This window comes from Desulfopila aestuarii DSM 18488, assembly GCF_900143695.1.
GTDB classification, from domain to species: Bacteria; Desulfobacterota; Desulfobulbia; order Desulfobulbales; family Desulfocapsaceae; genus Desulfopila; species Desulfopila aestuarii.
On the sequence record NZ_FRFE01000023.1, the window covers coordinates 17,759 to 34,722 of the forward strand.

Genomic DNA, 16,964 nt, shown 5'->3' on the forward strand with positions numbered 1-16,964 from the left:
TCTTCATCTCGTTTTGTTCTGTATACTTAGAAAGAGCCTTTAGATTTACATCATTTGACAATCTGGTTTAGTTCGGTAGTAATCTTAACTGCCGGTTGAGGTCAATCGGAGGTTTGCCTGTCAAATGAAAAGGTACCATTTGCTTGGTGGGTGGGCCAGATCTCCACAGTAGTCACTGTCACGTGTTCGGGCTGGTTGACTACCCACCATATGGCCTCCGAGATATCCTCCGCAGCAAGAGGGGTAATTCCTTTGTAGGGGGCATCACTTTTGGCCTCGTTCCAGTCGAATCTCACTTGCTGGAATTCGGTACGGGTAAGCCCTGGCTCTATGCAACACACTCGGACCATTGTCCCCAGCAGGTCGGCCTTTAAGTTTTGGGTGAAATGCTTAACAAAGGCCTTGGAAGCACCGTATACGTTACCGGTCTTGTAATTGTACTCCCCGGCAATGGAGCCCAGGTTAACTATGAAGCCGTGATTTCTCGCCACCATATTGGGTAATACTGCACGCGTGCAATAGAGTAGACCGTTTATATTGGTTTGGATCATCATATCCCAGTCATCCAGATTGGCTTCCTGGGCCAAGTCCAGACCTTTGCCAAGTCCGGCACTGTTGACTAAAACGTCGATATCTGCAAATTCCGGCGGCAGGGCGGCAAAGGCAGCTGCTACACTATCCCGGTCAGACACGTCAAAGGCTGCCGGATAGAAAGCATTGCCCAACTCTTTCTGAAGCGCCTCAAGTCGATCAAGTCGACGGGCCACGCCCACCACTCGCCAACCATTGGCGCAAAAACGTTTAGCCGTGGCATGGCCAATGCCAGCGGAAGCGCCGGTAATACATATGACTCCAGTCATAGGACAGACTCCTTGGTTGAGGTGTACTTTTCCTGCCCTTGTGGAAAGGGGCAGGCAAACAGCTTAAATGATTCCATTGACTGGAACAATAATTACAATTCAGGGAATCGTGGGTCAACTATTCCTTCGCCCCTAGAAAAACATCATCTGTACGATCATTTGCACGTGACAGAGAAGTGTTTTTCGGCAATGCAGAACAACTGGTCGATACCACAACAGTATCTTCATGCTCAAGTTGAGGAAATGTGCTGGCAGCCATTGGAGTGGGCAATCTGCTGGCGGTTAGGGTCCTTCCTGATGCTCATAACGTGTTTCCAGAATATGTCAGACTAAATCAAACCTTGCTATCCGGACATGTCCGATCTGATAACGATTTCTACAATATTTACTCCTGCGAGGTGATTACAGGCATCTGGTTGAACAGTCAGCACCGATAACCCTGATGGTGCCAACCTCTGCACAGATTTCCTGATAGAGCAGGTAAGGCTTGAATTCATAACGTTTGGAGAAATGAAAGGGCACAAGATGTCTGACTCCGGCAGATTTTGCTATTTGAGCGGCTGCCACAGTTGTGAGGTGCTGGGTTGCTTTCGCTTTATCATGATCTGCTTTGGAAAAGGCTGCTTCGCAAAACAGGGTGTGCGCTCCTAAAGCGAGATTAACAACTTTGCTGCGATTCTCATCATTGTCATCCATGTCAGCTACATAAGCAAGTTTCTTGCCGGGGGTAATGATTGTCAGTTCCTTTTTGAGTTCTTCAACTGACCGTATCGATCCATCGGGTAGTGGTATGTCAGCATCAAGGGTCCCTGAGGCAATGCACTGCTTCAAGCGCCCCAACCAGGGGCCGGCGGGCAGGTTGAGCAAGCGGAGCTTTTCTTTTCTGATACTGATCTCCTGGACAAATTCGAGTGCATAGGCAATGGATGGAATATTGTGGTCGCAGATTGCAGCCCGTATCTTCAGGCTTTCGTCTGCCATGATAGTATCTTCCTCCAGGGTTTTCGACTCAAGGAATATTCTTTTTTTGCCGGGTTGCAGTTGGGTTTGGATGAGTTCTTTTTCCCGAATATCCGCAACGATAAAGATCGGTCCAAGATCATCAATCCTATCCCAGGTGATAGCTTTGAGAAAATGTTCAATCCTTTCAATTGTTCCACCAGGGCCAAAGATCCTGCACGGACCGAAAGAGCCAAGCCGGGATCGCAGAAACCAGATGAAGCCGCCGATATGGTCAAGATGGGCATGGCTGAGGAAAACTGCTTCAACCTGGTGAGCGATCTTTGCTTGTAAACGGGCCGAGGCGCCTAGGTCGAAGAGAAAACTCCTTTTCTGGTTGCGTAGCCGGATATGAAGAAGCGGATCTCCGAAAACTCCGCTGATCAGGGTAGCCCAGGCGGTTCCCATATGGCTTGAAACCGGCGGGCTGTGATATGTTGTTGCCTGGTAGGCCGCCCCCATATCTACCGGGACATGCTGAACCGCTTGAGCGGGTGAGTGAAGAGGAGGAACTGTGATAAGGTCGCCTGTTGCGTTTCGCCCTGCATTACGTATCAGCATGGTTGCTGCCCGGGTTGAGCTGGGTCTCACAATGTTTGTTGTCAAGATAGTACCTGCCAGTTCAATCGCTTCGCCCATGGCAACCGGTTCTCCCGCCGTATTCATCAAAGCCAGCTGTCTTCCTTGCCAGGCTTCCGGTATGTCGTCGGGAGGCGGAGTACCGATACGGTTGATTTGTTGGAGATCATATTTCTCTATTTGTGCCTGTTGCAAAAAGTCATTCCACAGTGCGGTTCTCCATTTCCTTCTGTCTGTTTGTGTCGGTTTTCGAGCTGCAGAGGAAACAGCAACGGGGATACGTGGTATTGACAGCGCACGAAGCTCATCCTTTAAGAGAGGATCGGGGAGAGTGTTCAGAAGCAGTATAACCTCAATTTCAAGAGCTTCTACGAGGGAGATTAATATTTCTGCGCCGCCGACTCCCTTGACGACACCCGGCGGGTCGATCAGGTGCGTCGATCCGGCATATCGAGTTTGTGAGATAGCCAATAACTTCCGGGCGGCAATAATCAGCGGAAGCCGGAAGCGTGCACTGTCGAGGGTGCAAAGTGGCAGCATATGATCCCAATGCAGTTCTGTATTCTGTATACTGCCAATGCTGACAGCACCAGGGACACCGAAAGGCGGTGTCCCTGGATCAAGCTCCAAAAGGTTGCAGGTCTTTTGAAGACTTATCTGGCGGAGCAACTCTATCGCGAGAGTCGATTTTCCTGAGCCAGGTTCGCCCCATATCAGAATTCGCCGGTATGCCCGAAGCTGGGATGCAAGGGCGGAAATGGTGTTCTGGGTGGTGGAGTGGATATCTGCTGATTTCATACTCGTTCTTATCCTGCGAGAAGACTGGTGCGAGAGCAAACCAGATAGACGAATTCTCTCCGGGACCGTCTGCCGAATCCTATGGCCGCCGGGCTGAAGAGTTTGCAGGAAATAATCCCGACGTGGCCGATGACTACCGGACCAGTTCCGGCGTTATACAATTTTATGCCAATGACCTTTTTTTCGTTTCAATAGTAGCGTTCATCCTTCAATGGTTCGGCATTCCGGCAAATTCAGGCTGCATAAAGCTGCCAGACCGTACCAGCCGATGGCCGACCAGACAACCACGTTGAATCCCCAGCGCATGGCTATTACCTGGGCGAAGAGCGCTGCCAGAACCGAGGCGAATCCGTTTGCACTCCAGGCCCAGGGTATGAGTCTCGGCTGGGCTGTACCCAGCCGTTTCAGGCCAATGGGGAAAATCATCCCCATTGTCATTGCCAGCGGCGCAATAATGAAATACGCCACCACAATCCGCGCTGTTAATCCATAACCTTCAGAAAGAGAGGTAATTGTATCAATTACCAGCAGCAAGGTTACGGAAACGCTCATCACCGTACAGATTATCCACACGTGCATCTTGGCATACCATTTGTGCATCATAGTGCTGAGACTGCTGCCAACACCTCCAAAGAGCATGAATGCTGAAATAACCGTTGCCGAAGCCCATACCGGATGGGCAAGATAAACTGTCAGTCGCTGCAGCAAACCCATTTCCAGCAGCATAAAACCGAATCCGAGAGAGCTGAAAAATCCCAGAACTGTGACCTGCTGCAATGGTCCGCCAGGGAGCCCGATCACGGGAATGATTGGCAGCACAATAAACAGCAACGCCAAAACCAGGGCCTGGCCCAAGGCCGCTACGAGCAGGATGGAACCCAGCTCGATATAGGTCTGACCATATCTCCCCAATTGTCTGAGCTGCTCATCAGCTTTTGGCCAGCGACTGAAATGGTTGAAAAAAGGTTTGTTGTCGTCGGGGATGGAAAGATCATAAAGATAGTCATCGACAAACCGGTTTCGATCCTCTCCCACCAAGGATTTTGCACCATAATAGTAGCCGTCAGATTCAAGCAGGTGAAACATGTTTGTTTCATCCTTTTTAAGGTCCGGCAGCCAGACCAGGTCAAATCCCCGTTTCAGACAAAATGCACGAATAGCTGCAAGCTGACCCGCTGCCAACGGGCTCTCTGCAGCCACGATGGTAACAGTCGCCCAGTTCCGAATCATGGCCAGATGAGCTGCGGGTTCAAGGCCACTTTCCCGCAGGACCTCAACCAGCAGGTTGAGTAGACGAAGGCTTTCACGAGGAGGAAGGTGGATGGCCGTGCTGATACTCAATAAGCCACCGCGGGCGAGATGCGAAAAACTCAGGCGCAGTGTTTCAAGAGTTATACGACTTTCCGGTTGCGTCGCTGCCAAGCCGGCAGGATCTGTGCCGACGGTGGGTAAAACGATAAGAGGGTAGGGTGACGATGATTTACGAAGCTCCCGACGTATGGTTCCGGGAGCAAGTGAAACGTGACCTGTAGCATAGATAAAGGTGCCTGTTATAGGAATTTCACCGGCCAGGAGATCTGCTAAAGCACCATTCGCGATAACTGTTGTAATCTCCTTCACACCAGACCGCATTGCCAGTCCCACTTGTCCGGCTCCGGCATCATGGTCAATCAGGGCCCTTTCGATATGACTGATAGCATACGGAAGTGCCATTGTCGTGTAGTCCATGAATGCAAAATCATCAACCGAGGTGATCGTATAGATGCTGTCAGTAATCTGGCCATCGATAAGAATCAACGTCTGCTGGGGGATCGGTTGGGTATAGTTCAATGCCAGGCCGGGTGCTGTGTGGAATGCAGGGGCTTCTGCCAGTTCGATCTTTCCCTGGGGGCTGTATCGGCTGAACATGGTTTTGCTGTTTGCCATGGCCTTGATCTGGACGATATCTTTTTCGTCCGAAATTCTCGGAGAATGTGGAGTAATAAACAGCAGTAATCCCAGGATCGGGATCGAAATGATCCAACCCGCAGTCTGGATTCCCCGCCGCACAAACAACAGCGCAACCATAAAGGCAGTACATCCGCCAAGCAGGATAAGCAGTCGCGGTGAAACCAGATACATCAGGGGCATTGCAATAATACCGCCGATGCCGGAACCGAGGAAGCTGGCGGCGTAATGTCCACCCACCCTGTCGGGATGATCTTCCAACGCCAGCCCGATAAACATACCGCCAAACAAAAAAGGGATGCCAAGAATCATCTCCAACACCCCGACACTCCACATCATTGCCGGCTGCCACACCATCTGGATAAGATTCACATCGATAGTATCTGCGAGCAAGACGCAGGCTGGCAAACTCAACCCCAGTCCTATCAGGGAGAAGCACTGCAGCGTCTGTCGACTCACCCGAAGAAACGTGTGTACCAGTACCAGCACCGTGCCACTGATACCGAATCCGAGCAAACCGATGGTGATGGCCAACCAGGCCAGGTGATCCCAGAATCTAAGGGCAAGCTCACGCATCAATGCAAGCTCAGCAAGGATGATCACCGCCGAGGTGCAGAAAATTGCCAGCCGCTGTAACCAGGGGCCAACATCTGTCATTTGCGCACCAGAGGCACAAATCTGACAGGCAGAATATTCTTGCTGGAAATGGTGCCGTCCATTTGCTTTGTAACCAGAATGAGGTACTGGGTTCCGAAACGTTTTCCGACGGGAATGACCATCCTGCCGCCCCTGGCAAGCTGATCAAGCAACGGCGGGGGAATATGGCCGGCCGCGCAGGTGACGATAATTGCAGAAAAAGGCGCAGCTTCCGGCCAGCCATGGTATCCATCGCCGAGACGAACCTTGATGTTCGTATAGCCTGCTGCGGTAAGGTTTTTTCTGGCCTGCTCAAGAAGAGGTTCCACTATTTCGATGGAGTACACCTGTGAGCTTATTTCGGAGAGCACTGCCGCCTGGTAGCCGGAGCCGGTACCAATTTCCAGCACCTTGGAATCCGGGGTGAGGTTGAGGAGCCAGGTCATTTCAGCAACGATATACGGTTGGGAAATAGTCTGACCGTAGCCAATTCCCAGCGGCGAATCCTGATAACTGTACTTTCGGTATTTTTCAGGAACGAATGCATGCCGGGGGACCCGCTGCATGGCATTGAGCACGGTTGTATCCGTCATGCCATAGGCCTGAATAGTAGCAAGCATTTTCCGTATCTCTTTTTCCGGAAACCCCTGCGGAAAATCCGATGCCGAAGCAGTCATGCCGAGCAACAGCTGCAGGAATGCAATTGCCAGAGTGATGAGCGGTATTTGGGCAATGGTAATTCTGGTATATATGGGAAAACTGCACCGGATTGGGCTCATACCGACCTCCAGATGGAAGATATGACATGTCCTTGTTTGTGTAGGATCCCTCTATTCCTTCTATCAGAAGCGTATAGGGTATTTCAAGGAAGAAGCTCCATTCTGCTTTGTGGAGTCTTAATCAATTCTCAGGATGCGTTGAGGGAGGATTTGGTGATTGTCAGAATGTGCTTCCGCTTTACCTGCGAGGCTGGAAAAGGATGGTGAAACGGAAATCTGTCCCAATGACGGAACACAATCGGGAAAACAATTGGTGATTCCTATGTTTTTATGCGTTTGTTTCTAGAATTAAAACCGCAGTAGGGGAATGAGCTGGTGCGGTAAAGCATGAAGGGCTCCTGGCGAACCCTTCATGCTCGTGTTGTTGTGCCTGTTAATGCAGGATCTGGCTGAGGAATTTCTGGGTACGTTCGTTCTGCGGGTTGTGGAAAAACTCCTCAGGGGTGTTCTGCTCAACGATCTGGCCGGAATCCATGAACAATACACGGTGGGCGACGCTTCTGGCAAAGCCCATCTCGTGGGAAACCACCAACATGGTCATCCCTTCCTGGGCCAGGTCGATCATGACGTCGAGTACCTCTTTTACCATCTCAGGGTCGAGGGCACTGGTGGGTTCATCGAAGAGCATGACCTTGGGCTTCATGCAGAGGCTACGGGCGATAGCCACACGTTGCTGCTGGCCGCCGGAGAGCTGGCCCGGATATTTCTTTGCCTGTTCGGCGATCTGGACCTTGTTGAGGTAATACATGGCCGTCTCTTCGGCCTCCTTCTTTGGTTCTTTTCGAACCCAGATAGGCCCCAGGGTAAGGTTTTCCAGGATGGTCAGGTGGGGGAACAGGTTGAAGTGCTGGAATACCATGCCAACTTCCGCCCTGATTTTCTCGATATTCTTGAGATCATTGCTCAACTCGATATTGTCGACGATGATCTTACCGCGCTGGTGCTGCTCAAGCCGGTTGATGCAGCGGATGAGTGTCGATTTGCCGGAACCTGAGGGGCCGCAGATAACAATACGCTCGCCGCGCTCTACACTGAGATTGATATCCGACAATACATGAAAGTCGCCATACCATTTGTGCATGTCGATGATTTCAATAATCGGTTCACTGCTGCTGGCGTCGAAAGTGTTGGCCGTCTGTTCTGTCATGTTACGTTCTTCCATGGTTGGTATTGAAACGGGGTGGAGCCGGAATTTTGGTCAGCGCCGAGCCCGAATGTTAGTATTGCAAAAATGGCGACCTCAGGTTTTTAACGTTTTCTCAAGATTCCGGCTGAAATTCGACATCGAAAAACAGCCGAGGAAATAGAGAATAGCGATAAATATATAGGCCTCAGTGCTGAATCCCATCCATTCCGGGTTGGCAAGGGTCGTCTTGGTCGTTTTCATGATATCGAAAAGGCCAATGATGATGACCAGTGATGTGTCCTTGAAGGCCGAAATGAGAATACTCACTGTTGGTGGAATGACCACCTTTAACGCCTGCGGCAAGATGATCAGCCGCATTTTGAGACCATACTCAAGGCCGAGGGCTTCAGCTGCCTCGTATTGCCCTTTGGGGATGGCCTGTAAGCCGCCTCGTACCACCTCGGCAATATAAGCCGCGGTAAAAAGAATGATTGCCACTTGGGCACGGAGGATCTTGTCGATTGTCACTCCTTCCGGCAAAAAGAGCGGGAACATGACCGACGACATGAAGAGCAGGCTGATGAGCGGTACACCCCGGATCAGCTCGATGTAGATAACGCATAACGTCTTCACTGCGGGCAATGTTGATCTCCTGCCCAAAGCCAGCATTACTCCGAGCGGATAGGCGGCGGTCAGGCCAAAGAGCGAGAGCAGAAGCGTAAGTGAAATACCGCTCCACTGGGTCGTTTCGACGGGCACCAGGCCAAAGATACCGCCTTTCATCAGTACGCCCATAACCACCAGGCCAACGAGCCAGCCGTAGAGCAATTTTTTGCTCCAGAACTGGCGATAATAACTGAGCCAGAAAAGTCCGAAGAGGATGAGTACAGAAGTGATCGGTCGCCAGTGCTCATCATAGGGGTAAAAACCGAAAAGGATAAAACGGAGATTCTGGCTGATAACTGACCAGCAGGCGCCGCTGGTGTCCTTACAGACATCGGCGCTGGTGAACCAGACGCTGTCGATAAAGGCCCATTTGGTAACCGGCGGCAGCAGCTGAACGAGGCCTGCCATAATGATGATGGTCAAAACCGAGTTGAGCGGGCTGTTGAACAGGTTCTGGCGGATCCAGCCAATCACTCCTACACTGGCTATTGGCGGTCGGGCTTCGTATTTTCTGTGTTGTGTTGTTTGCTGACTCATGGCTATCTCTCCACCAGGGCTTTTTTCTTGTTGTACCAGTTCATAAAGGCCGAGGTTACCAGGCTGATGAACAGATAGACCACCATGATCAGAGCAACGCCTTCAATGGCCTGTCCGGTCTGGTTGATCGTGGTATTGGCGACGGAGACAAAGTCGGGATAGCCGATGGCCACGGCCAGAGAGCTGTTTTTGGTTAGATTCAGCATCTGGCTGGTGAGCGGTGGGATGATAACCCGGAGTGCCTGGGGCAGAATCACCAGGGTCAAAATGCGATTTGGCCTGAGTCCAAGGCTCATGGCAGCTTCGGTCTGGCCCTTGGAGATGGCCTGAATGCCAGAGCGGACGATTTCTGCCACAAATGCTGATGTATAGAGAACCAGACCAAGGAGGAGGGCACAAAATTCCGGGCTGAAATTGAGACCACCGCGGAAATTGAAACCGGAAAGTTCGGGAACGTTGAGAGCGGTGGGGGTACCGCCAAACAACCACGTCAGTAGCGGCAAGCCGAGAATGAGGCCTGTGATGGACAATCCTACGGGAAAGATCTGCCCGGTTCTGTCTTGTCTCTCTTTTGCCCAGCGCTTTAAAAAATAACCGAATACCATCGCTGCAACGAGAGCCCCCAGCATCCATGGGTGGACCGGATGGGATTCGGGAATCGGGTAATAAAAGCCACGGTTATTAAAGAAAATGCCGGGGAGGGGATTCCAGGACATGCGTGGCATCGGCAACGTGTCATGGAAAATCGCGTACCAGAAAAACAGCTGCAGGAGAACGGGGATGTTCTGTAGCACTTCGATGTAGATCGCTGCAAGTCGGGAGACCAGCCAGTTGGTGGAGAGACGGGCGATGCCGACAATGATTCCCAGAGCAATGGTTAAAACAATTCCGAGAAGAGATACTTTAAGGGTGTTAAGCACCCCCACAGCCAGGGCTCGGGCGTAGCTGTCGGCGGCTGAATATTGGACCAGTTTCTCGCCTATCTCGAATCCGGCCTCGTTGTCAAGAAAACCGAATCCGGTGGCGATGGCCTGCCGGGCCAGGTTGGCTTGGGTGTTGCTGAAGATGTAATATCCGAAAAGGGAGACCAGGCAAAGGGCAAGGGCCTGGTAGATAATACCCAGTTTATCCGGATCCCGCCAAAAAGGGATAGCGGCTGGATGCTTCCCGGGGGAAGCTGTAGTCTGGTGCTGTGTCACGAGATGTTTCTCCTGTGCTCCTGCAGCGCAAATCGCGTCTGTCTACTCACGGGGTGGGGCTGGACCTTGCATTACGCTCCGGGCAATTTAGATGCGCCCGGAGCGTAGATATGTGCAAGGAGCCTTGCCTGAAAAAGGAAGGCGATTTACTTGAACGGCGGAGCGTACATCAGGCCGCCATCTTTCCACTGGGCGTTGAGGCCGCGCTTGATCTGGAGCTTGGTATTGACACCGACGTTGCGCTCAAACACCTCGCCGTAGTTACCTACCATTTTAACAATATTGTAGGCGAATTTCTCATCAAGGCCAAGGGCTTTGCCATTGCCAGGTGTTACACCAAGAAAGCGCTGCACATTCGGATCAGTGCTTTTCAGCATCTCGTCGACGTTGGCTGAGGTGATGCCCATATCCTCGGCGGCGATCATGGCGAGGACAGAGTAATCAACGATGTCACGCCACTGGTCGTCTCCGTGACGAACCGCTGGGGCCAGAGGTTCTTTGGAGATGATTTGGGGCAGGATTTCATAGTCGGCAGGGTTCGGGGCAACGGCGCGGATTCCGGCCAGCTGGGAGGCGTCAGAAGTGAGAACGTCACAACGACCTGAGAAAAATGCCTGATTGAGTTCGGTGTTCTCTTCGATGACCACTGGTTTCATCTTCATATTATTGGCGCGGAAATAATCAGCTACGTTCTGTTCAGTGGTGGTGCCGGGAAGAACACAGACACTGGCGCCATCAAGTTCTTTGGCACTCTTGACGCCAAGTTTGGTCGGAATAAGGAATCCCTGACCATCATAATAGTTGACAGTGACAAAGTTTAGACCCAGCTCGGTGTCTCGGCTGAGTGTCCGGGTGGCGTTCCGGCAGAGAACATCCACTTCTTTGGATTGAAGGGCGGTGAAACGGGTTTGGGCTGTAAGGGGAATATATTTGATCTTGTCTGGATCACCGAAAACAGCTGCAGATACTGCGCGGGCGGTGTCAACATCGAGACCGTGCCACACGCCTTTGTCGTCCGGCATGCCGAATCCGAAAAGTGAGCCATTGATGCCTACCTGAACAAAGCCGCGGGCTTTTACCGCATCGAGTGTTTCGCCGGCTTGGGCAGCCGGAGCCATGAACAACATTGTGGCCACTGCTGCGGTTATTCCTGCCTTCATGAGTTTCATGTTCTTCCTCCTTGTTGAATGATCAATAAATGGTGCCTTTATGCCGGAAGCATTTAAAGAAACAGCATTTAGCTTCCCTTCCTCTAAACGCTAGAAGCTATCACAAACAGGTACTGTTTTCAATCGTATTCCCTGTCGGAAATGTAAAATGTGAGAAAACCAATATTACGATAATGTTATATGCGCCACGAGCCTGGCGTGAGTTGTTGCCAGGGCAAAGTGGTCTCGGAACCAGGGCGTAAATGATGCTGAATCTACATAATCTGTCGGTGTTTTTGTCGGCTGCCATTCATGAGAAATCTAACAAAGCCATTGTATCATAAAAAAGAGAGAAATAGGTATATCTACCTATTGTAAATGATTTTGCTGAGAAGCAGTGCCGGATACTTTTTTTACATATGGACTTTACAAATATGTCCTAAAAAAAGATTAGTGGTGGTTTGTGTGCTGTAATACGATGGGTAACAGGATGCCAATGCTGGTCTATCGGTGTGTCTAAAAACTGTTATCCGGAGTTTTCAAAAGCAATATCAGGAGAACTTTATGTTCCCTAGCTGCAGCATTTTAATCTGTAATACCATTCAGAAGGTTTTTCCTTCTGAATTAGTGATGATTACTGCAGCTTTTGAGTGAATTGAACAACAAGGTTGTCCACCCATTTCTGTAACAAAGGCTCAAGAGCTTTAACAGGGTCATCCTTTAATTGACCAGTACCAACCTGACCGAGATCATCTCCTCTAACTCGTGCTGCAACGACCTGACCATTGGCTTGATCTACTGCTTCAACTTCGAAAAAAATAACGAGGTCTTTGTCTCGTACTCCGCCTACTTCCATAGCCGCGGTCACTGCCAAGGTGATGGGAAGGTATTGGTAAACTGCCAATTCCTCCGAAGAGCTGGAGATGCCAGACACCGCTGATCGTATATTCAAGCTGCCGGTTCCTTGCCCTCGAAACTCCCTGGTAAATGCTGTATTGAGCCTATTGGCAATAAAGCGGGCAATCTCTTGCTGTTGGTCTGGCTCAAGAGAGGATTGGTCAAGGAGTTTCTTGGAAAGATGCACCTGAACCGGTGCGAAGGTAATGCGTTCATAATTTTTCAGAGCAAAACCCGGCGCTATATAACTCGCCGATTTACTGTCGGTGTCTGGTTCCAATTTACTGTAATCGGTTAGGAAACCCGATTGAGTTGTGATTGCTTTTGGTGCGGTGCACCCGCCGAGACAAAGCGCAATGACACAATAACTGCAAAATGTACCAAATTTCATTTGTTCTCCTTAATGCATTGTAATAATAAGAGTAAATTCAGTGATCGGCGCCATAGCAGAGCAGGGATAGAATAATTTCACCGTCAATCAATCGCCCTGTTGAGGAGTAATGTCGATTATCTCAATGATGTCTCCTACCATGTGAAAGCTCATGGTATCACTTTTATATCGGGCAGTAGCATTTACCTTTAAGCCATCTTTTTGAAAGGCCTCTGGAAGGTTGATGGGATCATAGATCTGGTTGTCATCACTTACTATGACAAAGAACCCGCCTTCCAGGTTCTTGTGCATTATGGTTCCCTGTATCTTGAAAACATCGCTGGAAGAAGCCATTTGACTTGTGTTTTCTTTTTTGTTATCTGGCTGGATCGTGCAGGCCGAAGTAAGCATTATGAGCCAAGCGATACAGAACAGCAAAACGATTAACGACATCTCAGTTTTACGCATTTGTCAACTCCTCTTTTCGGTTAATATTTCGGTGGTATGTTAATCGCTGTTGATTGATTATTCAAAGAATTTCCTTGTAAAGTTGGCCATTGTACCATTCCCCATATGGTCGTTAACCCTAAGAAACGCTGTTTTTTTTTCGGTATTAAAAATGCGCGCTGCTGTCAGTTCAATATCATTCTTTTCACGTCCGGGCGGTGTAATGCTGCTCGCCAGCTTCTGTTGCCTGCTGTGGGGCAGCGCATATCCTGCGATTAAGCAGGGGTATTCTCTTTTTGCCATTGCCAGTCACGATGTGCCGGCGCAGATGCTCTTTGCGGGTTTGCGATTCACCCTGGCGGGTCTGATGCTACTGGTCGCCTCTGCGCTACTTGGCTGGAAACTGCTTCTTCCCGGGAAGGAATGGTTACCGGTGAGCGTACTTGGTTTGACCCAGACTGCTCTGCAATATGTCTTTTTCTATATCGGTATAGCGTTTGCGACTGGTGCGAAAAGCTCAATTATGAATGCGACAGGAACGTTTTTTTCGGTCATTCTAGCTCACTTTATCTATCAGAATGACCGGTTGTCGAATAGACGAATCGTGGGATGTGCGGTGGGGTTTGGAGGCGTTGCGGCGGCGAATTACGGACCAAGTATTTTTCAACCGGATTTCACACTGGCGGGAGAGGGCTCAATTGTGTTGGCTGCGTTTATCCTCTCGATTGCGATGATTTATGGCAAGATGATCTCGCAACGTATCAACGTCATAGTCATGACCGGCTGGCAAATGACTATCGGAGGCCTGACTCTTTGCCTTGTCGGGTTTTGGGCAGGTGGTCAGCTGCATGGCTTTACCCCGGTCAGCGTTGCCCTTCTCGGGTACATGGCACTTCTCTCCTCACTGGCCTTTGGATTGTGGAGTACCCTGCTCAAGCATAACCCAGTTGGGCGAGTCGTTATCTACAACTTCCTCGTGCCAGTATTTGGTGTTGCTCTCTCGGCTCTTTTTCTGCACGAAGCCGTATTCGCCTTGAAAAACCTGGTGGCACTCGTGCTGGTGTGCGCAGGGATCTGGCTGGTTACAGCCGAGAAGAGAAGTGGTTTGCTATGAAAGCACGACGCCTGCATCCTCAAATTGTTTGACTATTTCAGAATGTAGCGGGACTCCGAGGGCTAGGTTCTCTGTCCGTTCATTCCAGCCTCGCTCGCCTGGCCAGGTGAATGGAGCCGTGGTACTGGCAGATTCATTGAGATAGCTCAGGAAGTCGTCCACACGATGTGCAAATACGCTGGCTCCCCCGAACGCCTCAGGATTGAGGGCAATAAACAACTTGCTGGAGCCGGGATCCAGACCGCTTCGATCATTTGCCTCGATCTCATTGCCAAAGGCCATCCCGGCCAGTCCGGCAGTGAGAATTTCCATCATGAGTGCTAATCCAGCCCCTTTGTGGCCGCCAAAAGGCAAGACTGCTCCAGCAAGGATAGCCTGGGGATCGCTGCTTGGTTTGCCGTCTGTTCCCACTCCCCACCCTGCTGGTATTGTACGTCCTTCCCGAAGCCAGGTAGCCACTTTGCCGACTGCAGCCTGACTCATCGCCATGTCGAGTACCATTGGTGCAGCTGATTCATTGCGTGGAATGCCAATAGCTAGCGGGTTGTTGCCTATGACTTTACCTGTTGCGCCCCACACTGCCATGCAGGGGATACCATTGGTCGTACAAACTCCAACCATCCCCTGTTTTGCCGCCCGTGAAGCGTAGGCGTGGGCGCGCCCCCAGTGGGTAGTGCGGGTGGCCAGGCAGACCCCGACCCCGAATTGACGTGCTCGCTGAACGGCCGCTTCCATTGCTCGGCAGGAGATATAACGGCCAGGGCCATTATCTCCATCGAGCATGCAGGTTGCACCAAACTCGCTCTTAAGGTGAATATCAGGTGCACAATTCGCGCGTCCGTCGTGAAGAGCTTTTAACAGCCCAGGCAACATGCGGACTCCGTGAGAAGGTACTCCAAGCAGATCTGCTTCGGCCATTACTTCGGCCTCTAGAGCTGCAATCTCCGAAGGTACACCGGCTTTCACGAGTGCCAACGTAACCTGTTCACACAATGTGGAATATGGAACGCGAAATCCTGTATCATTCATTTTGTTGCTCCTTGCACGCTGGTTGATGCAGTATTTGTATTCGTAAGCGGTAATAGATGGGTCTTGTATGGTGTGTGTATTAGGAGAAATACATTCCGCCATTAATTTCCATTATCTCGCCGGTAACAAATGAGCCAAGATCTGAAGCAAAATAGAGTATGGCGTTCGCGACATCATCAGGCACACCACCCCGTTTGAGTGGTGTCGCGTTGATCGCTGCCTCAATTCCCGCATCATTGTTAAAGGTGTCATGAAACGGTGTCTCTAAAATCAGCCCGGGAGCTACGCCATTAACGGTTATCCCCTTACTGGCGATTTCTTTTGATAAACCACGAGTGAAGGCGATAATCCCACCTTTTGCGGCCGCGTAAGCAATAGCGCCATTTCCACCACCATTTCTCGCAGCCACAGAGGACATGTTTATTATGCGCCCCCACCCAGTATTCATATACGGCAGTACCGCCCGAGTGCAATAGAATGCACTCGTCATATTGATATTCATGGTCTTGAACCAATGTTTATCTGTCATATCCGCTATGGTTGAACGTCCGACAAGATGGCCGGCATTGTTCACGAGGATGTCAATATGGCCACCAAAGTTCTCCGCAACGTGCCTTGTGACTTCGTTTACTTGTGCACTGTCGGTTGCATCCAAATGATACGTATAGGCTTTCCCCCCAGGCGCGAGATAGCCTCTGCAGTTTTCTCGCCTTCTTCCCGATGGGAGTGGTAAGTGAGTGCCACATCTGCTCCTGAACGCGCCAACGCTAGGGATACAGCCCTGCCTATTCCGATGTTGCCACCGGTTACAAAGGCGGTCTTGTTGGTAAGGGTTATTTCCATTGTCTATTCCTTATCGTAGTATTGCAGACTGCTTGGCGATTGAACCATTATTCGCATCGAGATATGCTTTTCTTGAAATATTGACGCACTGAACATGCTGGAAGATCGAGCATGTTCAGCGTGCATCTTAGATGTTTTCAAGGTTGTTTGCCGATATAAGCGAGGATGCCGCCGTCCACGTAGAGAATATGACCATTGACGAAATCAGATGCGGATGAGGCAAGGAATACCGCTGGCCCCATAAGGTCATCAGGTGTTCCCCAGCGAGCAGCCGGAGTCTTGCCGATAATGAACTTGTTGAATGGGTGATCGGGGGTGCGAAGCGGAGCGGTCTGCGGTGTTTCAATGTAGCCGGGGCCAAGGCCGTTGCACTGAATGTTGAATTCGCCATATTCGCTGGCGATGTTTCGGGTCAGCATCTTGAGACCGCCCTTGGCGGCCGCATACGCTGAGACTGTCTCGCGTCCAAGTTCACTCATCATTGAGCAGATGTTAATGATCTTTCCGCCACCTTTTTTGATCATAGATGGGATGACCGCTTTTGCGACAATAAACGGACCATTGAGGTCAATATCGATGACTTGCCGGAAGTCTGCGGCACTCATTTCGGTCATGGGTATACGCTTAATGATGCCGGCATTGTTCACCAGGATATCAATAACTCCAACTTCTGCCTCGATGGTCTTTACCAGATCCTGAATTTGCTGTTCGTTGGTTACATCTGCAACATACCCTCTGGCCTCTATACCGTCTGCTTTGTAGGCAGCAAGTCCCTTGTCGACGAGTTCCTGATTGATATCGTTGAAAACGATAGTGGCGCCATATTTGGCAAGACCGGAAGCAATTGAAAATCCGATTCCGTATGATCCGCCGGTGATGAGGGCAATCTTGCCGGTGATATTGAAACTGTTTTCAGAAAACATAATGAACCTCCAATAAATGAACGTATTGTTTTTTTACTTTTTTATAACCAGTAGAACTGGTTTTCTT

Annotated in this window: 13 protein-coding genes and 1 pseudogene; 1 reads left to right on the top strand and 13 read right to left on the bottom strand. The window is 50.5% G+C overall.

The features are described from left to right. Nucleotides 1–101 precede the first annotated feature (101 nt). The 10 genes from BUF15_RS18985 to BUF15_RS26865 form a co-directional block, all read right to left on the bottom strand. Complete coding sequence (locus tag BUF15_RS18985) at nt 102–860, bottom strand: SDR family NAD(P)-dependent oxidoreductase (protein ID WP_073615294.1); 759 nt, start codon at nt 858–860, stop codon at nt 102–104. 402 nt (nt 861–1,262) lie between these two features. After that, nucleotides 1,263–3,236: a Clp1/GlmU family protein gene (locus tag BUF15_RS18990; RefSeq protein ID WP_073615295.1), complete on the bottom strand. Its 1,974-nt coding sequence runs from the start codon at nt 3,234–3,236 to the stop codon at nt 1,263–1,265. A gap of 201 nt (nt 3,237–3,437) precedes the next feature. Next, nucleotides 3,438–5,840: a spermidine synthase family protein gene (locus BUF15_RS18995; protein WP_073615296.1), complete on the bottom strand. Its 2,403-nt coding sequence runs from the start codon at nt 5,838–5,840 to the stop codon at nt 3,438–3,440. Then, nucleotides 5,837–6,598: a protein-L-isoaspartate(D-aspartate) O-methyltransferase gene (locus BUF15_RS19000; RefSeq protein ID WP_073615297.1), complete on the bottom strand. Its 762-nt coding sequence runs from the start codon at nt 6,596–6,598 to the stop codon at nt 5,837–5,839. Before BUF15_RS19000 ends, BUF15_RS18995 begins: the two co-directional genes overlap by 4 nt. A 373-nt stretch (nt 6,599–6,971) precedes the next feature. Then, nucleotides 6,972–7,745, bottom strand: a complete 774-nt coding sequence (locus tag BUF15_RS19005; protein WP_073615298.1) for an amino acid ABC transporter ATP-binding protein — start codon at nt 7,743–7,745, stop codon at nt 6,972–6,974. A gap of 93 nt (nt 7,746–7,838) precedes the next feature. Further along, entirely contained in the window at nt 7,839–8,927 is a 1,089-nt protein-coding gene (locus BUF15_RS19010) for an amino acid ABC transporter permease (RefSeq protein ID WP_073615299.1), read from the bottom strand. A gap of 2 nt (nt 8,928–8,929) precedes the next feature. Further along, nucleotides 8,930–10,126, bottom strand: a complete 1,197-nt coding sequence (locus BUF15_RS19015) for an amino acid ABC transporter permease (protein WP_073615300.1) — start codon at nt 10,124–10,126, stop codon at nt 8,930–8,932. 146 nt (nt 10,127–10,272) lie between these two features. Next, nucleotides 10,273–11,286, bottom strand: a complete 1,014-nt coding sequence (locus BUF15_RS19020) for an amino acid ABC transporter substrate-binding protein (RefSeq protein WP_073615350.1) — start codon at nt 11,284–11,286, stop codon at nt 10,273–10,275. A 622-nt stretch (nt 11,287–11,908) separates the two neighbouring features. Beyond that, nucleotides 11,909–12,562: a DUF3313 domain-containing protein gene (locus BUF15_RS19025; RefSeq protein WP_073615301.1), complete on the bottom strand. Its 654-nt coding sequence runs from the start codon at nt 12,560–12,562 to the stop codon at nt 11,909–11,911. Nucleotides 12,563–12,649: 87 nt separating this feature from the next. Next, nucleotides 12,650–12,853, bottom strand: a complete 204-nt coding sequence (locus BUF15_RS26865) for a hypothetical protein (RefSeq protein WP_143170783.1) — start codon at nt 12,851–12,853, stop codon at nt 12,650–12,652. 307 nt (nt 12,854–13,160) lie between these two features. Between BUF15_RS26865 and BUF15_RS19035 the strand changes: the two genes are divergently transcribed. Continuing rightward, nucleotides 13,161–14,102 carry a DMT family transporter gene (locus BUF15_RS19035; RefSeq protein WP_073615303.1) on the top strand — a complete coding sequence of 314 codons (942 nt, stop codon included), beginning with the start codon at nt 13,161–13,163 and terminating at the stop codon, nt 14,100–14,102. Here the strand turns inward: BUF15_RS19035 and BUF15_RS19040 are convergent. From BUF15_RS19040 to BUF15_RS19050, 3 genes and pseudogenes are all read right to left on the bottom strand, one after another. After that, nucleotides 14,097–15,131: an Ldh family oxidoreductase gene (locus BUF15_RS19040; protein WP_073615304.1), complete on the bottom strand. Its 1,035-nt coding sequence runs from the start codon at nt 15,129–15,131 to the stop codon at nt 14,097–14,099. The two genes, BUF15_RS19035 and BUF15_RS19040, sit on opposite strands and share 6 nt — an antisense overlap. Nucleotides 15,132–15,210: 79 nt before the next feature. Continuing rightward, a pseudogene (locus BUF15_RS19045) lies at nt 15,211–15,974 on the bottom strand (SDR family NAD(P)-dependent oxidoreductase). A gap of 137 nt (nt 15,975–16,111) precedes the next feature. After that, nucleotides 16,112–16,897, bottom strand: a complete 786-nt coding sequence (locus BUF15_RS19050; protein WP_073615305.1) for a gluconate 5-dehydrogenase — start codon at nt 16,895–16,897, stop codon at nt 16,112–16,114. Between the last annotated feature and the right edge of the window lie 67 nt (nt 16,898–16,964).

What these genes read in the sequence shown, in the direction of transcription:
- BUF15_RS18985 (WP_073615294.1), bottom strand. Translation starts at nt 860, where the DNA reads ATGACTGGAGTCATATGTATTACCGGCGCTTCCGCTGGCATTGGCCAT.
- BUF15_RS19025 (WP_073615301.1), bottom strand. Translation starts at nt 12,562, where the DNA reads ATGAAATTTGGTACATTTTGCAGTTATTGTGTCATTGCGCTTTGTCTC.
- BUF15_RS18990 (WP_073615295.1), bottom strand. Translation starts at nt 3,236, where the DNA reads ATGAAATCAGCAGATATCCACTCCACCACCCAGAACACCATTTCCGCC.
- BUF15_RS19005 (WP_073615298.1), bottom strand. Translation starts at nt 7,745, where the DNA reads ATGACAGAACAGACGGCCAACACTTTCGACGCCAGCAGCAGTGAACCG.
- BUF15_RS19010 (WP_073615299.1), bottom strand. Translation starts at nt 8,927, where the DNA reads ATGAGTCAGCAAACAACACAACACAGAAAATACGAAGCCCGACCGCCA.
- BUF15_RS19020 (WP_073615350.1), bottom strand. Translation starts at nt 11,286, where the DNA reads ATGAAGGCAGGAATAACCGCAGCAGTGGCCACAATGTTGTTCATGGCT.
- BUF15_RS26865 (WP_143170783.1), bottom strand. Translation starts at nt 12,853, where the DNA reads ATGCACAAGAACCTGGAAGGCGGGTTCTTTGTCATAGTAAGTGATGAC.
- BUF15_RS19040 (WP_073615304.1), bottom strand. Translation starts at nt 15,131, where the DNA reads ATGAATGATACAGGATTTCGCGTTCCATATTCCACATTGTGTGAACAG.
- BUF15_RS18995 (WP_073615296.1), bottom strand. Translation starts at nt 5,840, where the DNA reads ATGACAGATGTTGGCCCCTGGTTACAGCGGCTGGCAATTTTCTGCACC.
- BUF15_RS19000 (WP_073615297.1), bottom strand. Translation starts at nt 6,598, where the DNA reads ATGAGCCCAATCCGGTGCAGTTTTCCCATATATACCAGAATTACCATT.
- BUF15_RS19050 (WP_073615305.1), bottom strand. Translation starts at nt 16,897, where the DNA reads ATGTTTTCTGAAAACAGTTTCAATATCACCGGCAAGATTGCCCTCATC.
- BUF15_RS19035 (WP_073615303.1), top strand. Translation starts at nt 13,161, where the DNA reads ATGCGCGCTGCTGTCAGTTCAATATCATTCTTTTCACGTCCGGGCGGT.